At 52.7% G+C, this 395-nt stretch carries 1 pseudogene; it reads right to left on the bottom strand.

The window, feature by feature from the left end:
• Positions 1-395 (bottom strand): annotated as a pseudogene (locus LO50_RS23165) (hypothetical protein); the annotation flags it as partial.

The following is a 395-nucleotide window of genomic DNA, read 5'->3' as shown; positions in this document are numbered from 1 at the left end:
CGCCCATATTGTCGTAATCGAAGATCGTGACCATGCCGGTGCGGCGATTGAACTCCCACAGCGGGCCTTTGGAAGGGAGAACGACCCAATTGGTAAACTTGTTAACAACTAGGGAGCCTATCGCCCAGCAGGCGAGAGGAACCGTCAGATACCATGTTGTTTCTTTGGCGAACATCCATAAGTTGGCCGTGAACTCGCCATCAAGAACCCAAGATAGCCACGCCCAGATAACTGGAGATAAAAGCGCCATAACCCAAAAAACAAAGCGCCCCCCTCCCCATAGGTAAAACCAGAACATGCTGCGCTTGGAGAGCGAGGCATGCCGATAACGCTCGTGATCGATGATCTGGTGGTAATCCAGCAGTTCGTAGGCTTCTCGTTGCTCCTCCCCTGTT

Origin of the sequence: Stutzerimonas stutzeri, assembly GCF_000935215.1 — a bacterium.
GTDB lineage: Bacteria > Pseudomonadota > Gammaproteobacteria > Pseudomonadales > Pseudomonadaceae > Stutzerimonas.
Note: the sequence above shows the minus strand (reverse complement) of the source record. Positions and strands in the feature narration are given on the sequence as shown.